The organism is Kitasatospora sp. NPDC023176 (genome assembly GCF_055560495.1).
The window spans coordinates 139,100-147,387 of record NZ_JBVHIP010000024.1 but is presented as its reverse complement, the minus strand read 5'-3'; the positions used below and the strand labels follow the sequence as shown (position 1 = coordinate 147,387).

At 73.3% G+C, this 8,288-nt stretch carries 6 protein-coding genes; 2 read left to right on the top strand and 4 right to left on the bottom strand.

The window, feature by feature from the left end:
• The coding region (locus tag ACZ3YL_RS28450; RefSeq protein WP_465660299.1) for a putative Ig domain-containing protein at window positions 1–1,148 on the bottom strand (1,148 nt) is incomplete at its 3' end.
• A gap of 186 nt (window positions 1,149–1,334) precedes the next feature.
• Window positions 1,335–1,526 (bottom strand): hypothetical protein, encoded by a 192-nt coding sequence (locus tag ACZ3YL_RS28445; RefSeq protein WP_188310114.1) that lies wholly within the window; start codon window positions 1,524–1,526, stop codon window positions 1,335–1,337.
• A gap of 151 nt (window positions 1,527–1,677) precedes the next feature.
• Between ACZ3YL_RS28445 and ACZ3YL_RS28440 the strand changes: the two genes are divergently transcribed.
• Together ACZ3YL_RS28440 and ACZ3YL_RS28435 are read left to right on the top strand one after the other, a co-directional pair.
• Complete coding sequence (locus tag ACZ3YL_RS28440; protein ID WP_317621531.1) at window positions 1,678–2,799, top strand: alpha/beta hydrolase; 1,122 nt, start codon at window positions 1,678–1,680, stop codon at window positions 2,797–2,799.
• 119 nt (window positions 2,800–2,918) lie between these two features.
• Window positions 2,919–5,384 (top strand): glycosyltransferase family 39 protein, encoded by a 2,466-nt coding sequence (locus ACZ3YL_RS28435; protein ID WP_465660298.1) that lies wholly within the window; start codon window positions 2,919–2,921, stop codon window positions 5,382–5,384.
• A gap of 206 nt (window positions 5,385–5,590) precedes the next feature.
• On the opposite strand, the gene ACZ3YL_RS28430 is transcribed toward ACZ3YL_RS28435, so the two are convergent.
• Both ACZ3YL_RS28430 and ACZ3YL_RS28425 read right to left on the bottom strand, forming a co-directional pair.
• Window positions 5,591–7,174 (bottom strand): alpha/beta hydrolase, encoded by a 1,584-nt coding sequence (locus ACZ3YL_RS28430; protein ID WP_465660297.1) that lies wholly within the window; start codon window positions 7,172–7,174, stop codon window positions 5,591–5,593.
• Window positions 7,175–7,304: 130 nt separating this feature from the next.
• A complete protein-coding gene (locus tag ACZ3YL_RS28425; protein WP_188307529.1) occupies window positions 7,305–8,066 on the bottom strand; it encodes an HNH endonuclease family protein in 762 nt (253 codons plus the stop codon).
• Window positions 8,067–8,288: the final 222 nt, after the last annotated feature.

Here is an 8,288-nt window from a genome sequence, read left to right as displayed (position 1 = left end):
GCCGCCGAACCGGTCTCGAAGCCCGCGTTGCCGAGCAGCTGCGCCGGGGTGCAGGACCCGCCACCACCACCGGTGACCGTCCAACCGAAGCTGGTGGTGGCCGACTTGCCGGCGGCGTCGGTGACGGTGACCGTCACGCTGGAAGTGCCGGCCGTGGTGGCGGTACCGGAGATCAGGCCGGTCGAGGAGTCGATCGACAGTCCGGCGGGCAGGCCGCTCGCCCGGTAGGACAGCGGGGCGGTGCCGCCGGAGGCGCTGAGCTGCAGGTTCACCGCGCCGCCGACCGCCGTGGACTGGTCACCGGGGCTGGAGACCGTGACCCCGCTGCCGGCCGGCTTGGTGAGCAGGCAGCCGGGCACGGAGAGGTCGATGGCCCGGGCGGAGTTCAGGCAGGTGGTGAACCAGTAGGTCTCCTCGCCGTAGCTCTGGCCCTTGAAGGCCTTGGTGGAACCGTCGGCGGCGACCTCGCAGGGGTTGTCGAGGGTGCACATCTCGCCGTTGTCGTTACCGGTGTTGTTGATGCCGACGATCCGCCCGCTCGCGGAGTCGATAATCGGCGAACCCGAGGTGCCGTGGGTGGTGTTGCAGCCGGAGCTGTAGCGCAGCGAGTCGTGCCAGGTCCACTGGTCCTCGCGCAGGGTGGGCACGAACCCGTTGACGGAGCAGTTCCAGACCTGCTTCCAGTACGAGGACGGGATGTACATCGAGGCGCCGTCGGTCGGGTGGGTGTCGTTCACCGTCAGGGCGGTGGCGCCGTACTTGGAGGTGATCGAGGCGTAGGTGTCGGTGAGTTCGTAGAGGGCGACGTCGGTGCCCGTCATCGTCGCGTAGATCACCTTGTCGGCCTGGACGGTGCCGAGGCTGTTGCCGGCGCCGTCCAGCAGGGTGCCGCTGCGGCTGGCGCTGACGTTCTGGATGACCTGGCCGTAGGGGGGCATGGTCGGCAGGCAGTGCCCGTTGGTGAGCATCATGGCCCGGTCGCCGCCCACCGAGGCGGGGAACCGGACCAGCGAGGCGGAGCAGTCGTCCAGGGCGATGGTCGACGTCAGGTCGGCCGCCTGGACGGCGTGTGCGGGGGCGGCGGCGAGGACCAGCCCGCTCGCGACGACGGCGCTCGTGCCGGCCATCGCGACAAGTCTCTTGAACATGGCTCTCCTTGTGGGGGATCGCGGACTGCCCGACTGGTCGCCGAGGCCCACGCCCGCACGAAAGTGCCATGGTCACTTCAAACGGTCAACAGTTCCCGCACAACTCGCCACTACACGGGACGGGTTGTGCCACCGAATGGCAACAACCGGTCCTGGTATGCCCGTTACGGGCGGCGGCGGTGAACGCTACGGCTGCGGGAAGGAGTTCGGGTCCACGTCGTTGGTCTTGGCGTTGCCGTCGGCCACCGGCTGCAGCGTGATCGACCAGGACGTCGAGGTGCGGCCGGTCTCGAACGGGAAGGTGTCCTCGCACCTGGTGCCCGCACCGAGCCGCAACGCCGGACCGATGGCCAGAGCGGCCTTTCCGATGGGCTTCACGGCCCCACCCCCAGTAACCCCCGGCGCACACACTGTGCGCACGCCCCGCGACATGGTGCCGAGTACGAACCACCCCGGTCAACAGCTTTCGGAACGATCACCCCCAGGGGCCGTCCCGGCCCGCCCGTTGGGGTCAACTACGATCGGGCTCGTGCTCAGCCTCACCGGACTCCCCCTGCAGATCATCACCTCGGTCGTCGCGATCGTCGTCTTCGCCGCCACCATGTGGTTCTGGCCGAAGTTCGGCGGCAAGGGCTGGAAGTCCTGGCTGGGCCGGATCGGCGCCTTCCTGGCCACCCAGCTGTCGGTGCTGGCCGCCATGGGCCTGATCGCCAACAGCTACTTCGGCTTCTACAGCTCCTGGACCGACCTGCTCGGCACCAGCGGCGGGCTCGGCACGGTGGTCGACCACCAGCCCAACGCCTCCGGCGTGACCGTCACCGGTGAGCAGAGGTTCTACTCGTCGCAGGGCTCGGAGCCGGACCGGTCCGGGCAGATCCAGAAGGTCGACGTCAAAGGAGCCGGCACCGGTCTGAGCACCGAGGCGTACGTCTACCTGCCGCCGCAGTACTTCCAGCCGGCCTACGCCAAGCAGCGCTTCCCGGTGGCCGTGGTGCTCACCGGCTACCCGGGCACCCCGGAGAAGCTGATCTCGCTGATGCAGTACCCGGCGTCCACCCTCGACGCCATCGAGCAGAAGAAGCTGCCGCCGACCATCCTGGTGATGACCCGGCCCACCCTGGTCGACAACCGGGACACCGAGTGCGTCGACGTGCCGAACGGCCCCCAGGTCGAGACCTTCTTCACCACCGACCTGCCCAAGGCCCTCGCCACCACCTACCGGATCGGCACCGACCCGGCGAACCGGGCCGTGATCGGCAACTCCACCGGCGGCTACTGCGCGCTCAAGTTCGCCCTGCGCAAGCCCGACTCCTACCCGGCGGCGATCGCCCTCTCCGGCTACTACAGCGCGGCCCTCGACCCGACCACCGGCGACCTCTTCGGCGGCAACGACAAGCTCAAGCAGGAGAACGACCTGCTGTGGCGGCTGAAGAACCAGCCGGCCGCCCCGGTCTCGCTGCTGCTGACCACCGCGTACGACGAGAACAACTACGGCGAGACCAAGGCGATGCTCGCCGCCTTCAAGGCCCCCACCAAGATGTCCACCATCACCCTGGACACCGCGGGCCACAACTTCCACACCTGGACCCGGGAGATCCCCCCGGCCCTGGAGTGGCTGGGCAAGCACATCACCATGCCGGCCGCCGCCTGAGACCCGGAACCGTGAGAGCCTGCTGAACCCGTCGCCGTACGGGCGTTAGCGGGCAGATCACACCCGTCTCACAGCCGTATCTCACGGTTCTCTCAGTCACGCCACGCACGGTATGGCGCATGACCACGAGCAGCTACTCCCCTCCGGCCGGCGATCCGTGGCCGGAGGCCGCGAACTTCCCGCCACCGGAGGTGCGGCCGGACGCGGACCGGCCGGATCCGGCGCCGCTCTTCCCCGAGCAGGCCCTGCCGCCCGTCGGCCCCAAGGGCCCGGCCTCCTGGTCCGGACGGCTGCGCACCCTGCCGGTCCGTGCCTGGCGCGGGCGCGCGGACGACCCGCGCTGGGTGCGCCCGGCCCTGCTGGCGCTGCTGGCCGCGACCGTCGTGCTCTACCTGTGGGGCCTGGGGGCCTCCGGGTGGGCCAACGCCTTCTACTCGGCCGCCGTCCAGGCCGGCAGCCAGAGCTGGAAGGCCTTCTTCTTCGGCTCCTCCGACGCCGGCAACTTCATCACCGTCGACAAGCCGCCGGCGTCGCTGTGGCCGATGGCGCTGTCGGTACGGCTGTTCGGCCTCTCCTCGTGGTCGCTCCTGGCCCCGCAGGCGCTGATGGGCGCCGCCACCGTGGGCGCGCTGTACGCGACGGTGCGCCGCCGCTTCTCCCCGCTCGGCGGCCTGCTGGCCGGTGCCGCGCTGGCGCTCACCCCGGTCGCGACGCTGATGTTCCGCTTCAACAACCCGGACGCGCTGCTGGTGCTGCTGCTCACCCTGTCCGCGTACGGGATGGTGCGGGCGGTCGAGACCGCGAGCACCAGGTGGCTGCTGTTCACCGGCGCGATGTTCGGCTTCGCCTTCCTCACCAAGACGCTGGCAGCGTTCCTGATCCTGCCCGCCTTCGCGGTGATCTACCTGGTCGTGGCGCCCACCGGCTTCTGGCGGCGGCTGCGGCAGACCCTGCTGGCGGGCGCGGCCGTGCTGGTCGCCGGCGGCTGGTGGGTGGCGGTCGTGGAGCTGCTGCCCGCCTCGGCCCGCCCGTACGTCGGCGGCTCGCAGGACAACGACTTCCTCTCGCTGACCTTCGGCTACAACGGCCTGGGCCGGGTCGACGGCAACGAGCGCGGCAGCGTGGGCGGCGGCGGCCGGATGCCGGCCGGGCTGGACCTGCCGGCCGGCGCGGGGCACAACCGGGGCTGGGGCCAGACCGGCATCACCCGGATGTTCGGCAGCGACATCGGCGGGCAGATCGCCTGGCTGCTGCCGGCCGCGCTGATCCTGCTGGTGGTCGGCCTGTGGGCGACCCGCCGCTACGCCCGTCCGGACACCGCCCGCGCGGCCTTCCTGGTGTGGGGCGGCTGGCTGGTCTCCACCGCGCTGATCTTCAGCTTCATGTCCGGGATCTTCCACCAGTACTACACGGTGGCGCTGGCCCCGGCCGTCGCGGCGCTGGTCGGCATGGGCGTGGACGGGCTGTGGCGGGCGCGGCACCGGCTGCCGTACGCGCTGGTGCTGGCGGGCGTGCTCGCGGTGACGGCCGGGTGGGCGTTCGTCCTGCTCGGGCGCAGCTCGAACTTCCTGCCCTGGCTGCGCTGGGCGGTGCTGGCCGGCGGGCTGGCGGCCGCGGTGGCGCTGGTCGCCGGGCAGCTCGCCGGCAGCTTCTCCGGCCGGGTCGGGGCGCGGATCGCCTCGGTGGCGGGCCTGGTGGGCCTGGCAGCGGCGCTCGGCGGGCCGGCCGCGTACGCGGTGGACACCGTGGGCACCGCGCACAACGGCTCGATCATCACGGCCGGGCCGTCGGTGAAGGGCGCGGGCTTCGGGCCGGGGTCCTTCGGCCGCAAGGGCGGCAAGGGCGCGACGGGCAACGGCCGGGGGTTCGGCCAGGGCGGCCAGGGCGGCTTCGGCGGCGGCCAGGGCGGCTTCCCCGGCGGCGGGCAGGGCGGTCAGAACGGCCAGGGCGGCTTCGGCGGCGGCGGGCAGGGCGGCTTCGGCGGCGGCCAGAACGGCCAGGGCTCACACCGCCCGGGCGGCTTCGCCGACGGCTCCGGCCGGGGCGCCGGCGGCACCGTCCCCGGCGGCCGCCACGAGCGCGGCGCGGGCGGCGCCACCGGATCTGGCGGTGCCACCGGCGTGCCCGGCTTCCCCGGCAGCCAGGGCCCGGAGGGCGGCGCGGGCGGCTTCGGCGGCGGCATGGGCGGTCTACTCGGCGGCACCAAGGTGAGCTCCGAGGCGGCGGCGCTGCTCTCGCAGAACGCCGGCCAGTACACCTGGGCGGCCGCCACCACCGGTTCGCAGAACGCCGCGAGCTACCAACTCGCCACCGGCAAGCCGGTGATGGCCCTCGGCGGCTTCAACGGCACGGACCCCTCGCTCAGCCTGGCGGGCTTCCAGACGTACGTCCAGGAGGGCAAGGTCCACTGGTTCATCGGGGGCGGCTCGCACCGCGGCTTCGGCGGGGGCGGCGCGAACGGCGAGGGCGGCGAGGGCGGTCAGGAGACCGAGGCGGCCCAGATCGAGGCCTGGGTGACCAGCCACTTCACCGCCAAGACGGTCGGCGGCGCCACCTTCTACGACCTGACGGCCCCGCAGTCCTGACCGCCGGGTCCTGACACCGGAGCCGTGGTCCCGAGCCCCGGGCTCCCGGAACCCTGACCGGGAGCCCGAACCCCGAAGGGGGCGTGCCGCGTTCGCGCGGCCCGCCCCCTTCGGCCTTCCCCGCCCGCGACCCGCCCGCGAGCGGGCCGAGTCCGGGCCGAGTCCGAGGCTCCGTCCGGGGCTCCGTCCGGGGTTCAGCCCGGGGCTCAGTCCGAGGCGCAGTGCGTCCCCGCGGCCGGCAGCACGCCGTCCACCAGGAACGCGGCGACGGCGTCGCGCACGCACCCGCTGCGGTCCCAGGACATGTGCCCGTCGCCGTCGCGGGTGAGCAGCACGCCGTGCTGCAGTCCGGCCGCCATCCGCTGCGCCCACGGGTAGGGGGTGACCGGGTCCTCCGTCCCGCCGATCACCAGGATCGGGGCGCTGCCGGGGGCCGTCACGGTGTGCGGCCGCTCGGTGGAGCGGTACGGCCAGGGACGGCAGTCCGGGTCGAGCAGGGTGACCCGGGTGTCGTGCCGGCTGATGAGCGGGGCCCGGTCGGCGAGGGTGGCGAGGGCGGCGCGCAGGTCGGCGTCGGTGGGGGCGAGCGGGGCGTCGGCGCAGTGGATGGCCGCGTAGGCGTCCGCGGCGGTGTCGTAGTGGCCGTCCTCGTCGCGGCCGGTGGCAGCGTCGGCGAGCTTGAGCAGTTCGTCGCCGTCGCCGCGGGCGAGGGCCGGGTCGAGGGCGGCGCGCAGCCGGGGCCAGTTGCGGCGGCCGTCGGCGAGCGCGTCGGTGACGCCGGTCCAGGCGAGGGCGGCGGTGACGGTGCGTCCGTCGCGGGTGGGCAGCGGGTGGTCCTTGAGGCCGTCGAGGAAGTCGGCGAGGCGCTGGGCGGCGGCGGCCGGGTCACTGCCGAGCGGGCAGTCGTCGCCGTCGGCGGCGCAGCCGGCGGCGTAGGCGGCGGCGTAGGCGCGGAAGGCGGCTTCGGTGGCGACGGCCTGTTCGCCGTTGAGGTGCATCAGGTCGGTGCTGCGTTCGACGGCGCCGTCGAGGACGAGCCGGCCGGTGCGGTCGGGGAACTCCTCGGCGTAGAGGGCGCCGAGGTAGGTGCCGTAGGAGTAGCCGAGGAAGTCGAGCTTGCGGTCGCCGAGGGCCCCGCGCAGCACGTCCAGGTCGCGGGCGCTGTCGCGGGTGCCGAGGTGGGGGAGCACGTCGGCGTACTTGGCCTCGCAGGCGTCGGCGAGGGTCCGGCCGTGGTCGTAGGCCGGGTCGTCGGTGCTGGTCCACTGTGCGCGGGTGCGGTCGTCCAGGCAGTGGACGGGGAGGGTGCCGCCGGCGGCGCGCGGGTCGAACCCGACCACGTCGAAGCGGTCGCGCAGCGGACCCTGACTGCCCTTCCAGTTCCGGGCCATGGTGACGCCGGAGTTGCCGGGCCCGCCGGGGTTGAGCAGCAGGGAGCCGATCCGGTGCGCGGGGTCGGCGGCGGGGACCTTGGCGACCGGGACGTCGATGCTGCGGCCGCCGGGGTCGGCGTAGTCCAGCGGGGCCTTGAGGGTGGCGCACTGGACGGCCGCCTCCTCCTGGTCGGCGTCCTGGTCGGCCTCGCCGTCGCAGGGTGCCCAGTCGAGCCGCTGGTCGTAGTAGGCCCGCAGGGCCGGGGAGGCGTCGGCGGAGACCCGCTCGGCGAGCGGCGGGCGGCTCGCCGATGCGCCCGCGGGGTGCGCTTCGTCCGGGCCGGAGCAGCCGGCGGGCAGGGCGAGCAGGAGGGCGGCGAGGGCGGGCAGGGCGCGTCGCGGCAGGCGGGGGGTCATCGGGGGCACCGCCCACGAATACCATCCGGCGCGCCGTCGGGGCACCTCGCCCTCCCCGTCCTGTCGTGTCCTCGGCACGGCCGCACCTCGGCCTTGGCCCGGGCTGGGCACCTCGCGGAGGATCGTTTCCTCAGCCGCCGCACTGCTGGAGCATCGTCTTCTTGTCGGCCTCGGTGACGGGCAGCTGGTACTTCAGCGAGACCTGGGCGAAGCGCACCGCGTACGAGCAGCGGATCTCGGTGCTGGCGGGCAGCCAGTCGGCCGGGCCGGAGTCGCCCTTGGAGGCGTTCTGCGAGCCGTCGGCGGGGATCAGGTTGAGCGGGTCGTTGGCGATCCGGACCCGCTTGGCCTTGTCCCACGTGGCGGCGCCCATCTGCCAGTCGTAGGACAGCGGCATCACGTGGTCGATCTGGATCTTCGAGGCCTGCTGCTTGGTCCACTGGACGGTCTTGCCGGTGTACGGGTCGCGGATGGTCATCGCGGTGACCACGCAGTCCGAGCCGTCCTTTCGCTCGACGCCACTGCCGTCCCGGGAGAGCAGGTCGTTGCGGGTGTCGCACTTGTTGCCGCCGAACGGGACGCCCTCGACGCCGTCCGTCCAGGCCGGGCCGAACTCGTTGCGGTCGTAGCCGTCCTTGGGGCCGGTCCGGGCGGTGGCGACCTTGGCGATGAGGTCCCGGCCGGCCTTCTGCTCCTCGGGGGTGGCCAGCGGCGCCAGGCCGGGCTTGGTGCCGTCCGGGTTCTCCAGCGGGCTGGTGCCGATCCCCCCGACCGGTGCGGCGGAGCCGCCGGTCGACGAGTGGTCGCGGCCTTCGACCAGCCAGCCGACCAGGGCGAGCACGCATATCAGGAAGACGGTGGCGGCGGACAGCCAGGTACGGCGGGCGGGCACGGAGAACTCCCGAGGTCAGGGGCGGGTTGACGGCGCACCAGCAGACCAGCCGCCCCAAGAGGAGGTCAAGCCGACGCCACGGGGACGTCAAGGAGCATGTCGAAGCTCACACTCCGCCAGGCCGCCCGGGCACACGCTCCGCCCGCCCTCGGCGCACGCTCCGCTCAACCCCGCCCGCACGCTCCGCCAGACCTCGGCGCCGGAGGCCGAACAGACCTCCGC

What these genes read in the sequence shown, in the direction of transcription:
- ACZ3YL_RS28435 (WP_465660298.1), top strand. Translation starts at nt 2,919, where the DNA reads ATGACCACGAGCAGCTACTCCCCTCCGGCCGGCGATCCGTGGCCGGAG.
- ACZ3YL_RS28430 (WP_465660297.1), bottom strand. Translation starts at nt 7,174, where the DNA reads ATGACCCCCCGCCTGCCGCGACGCGCCCTGCCCGCCCTCGCCGCCCTC.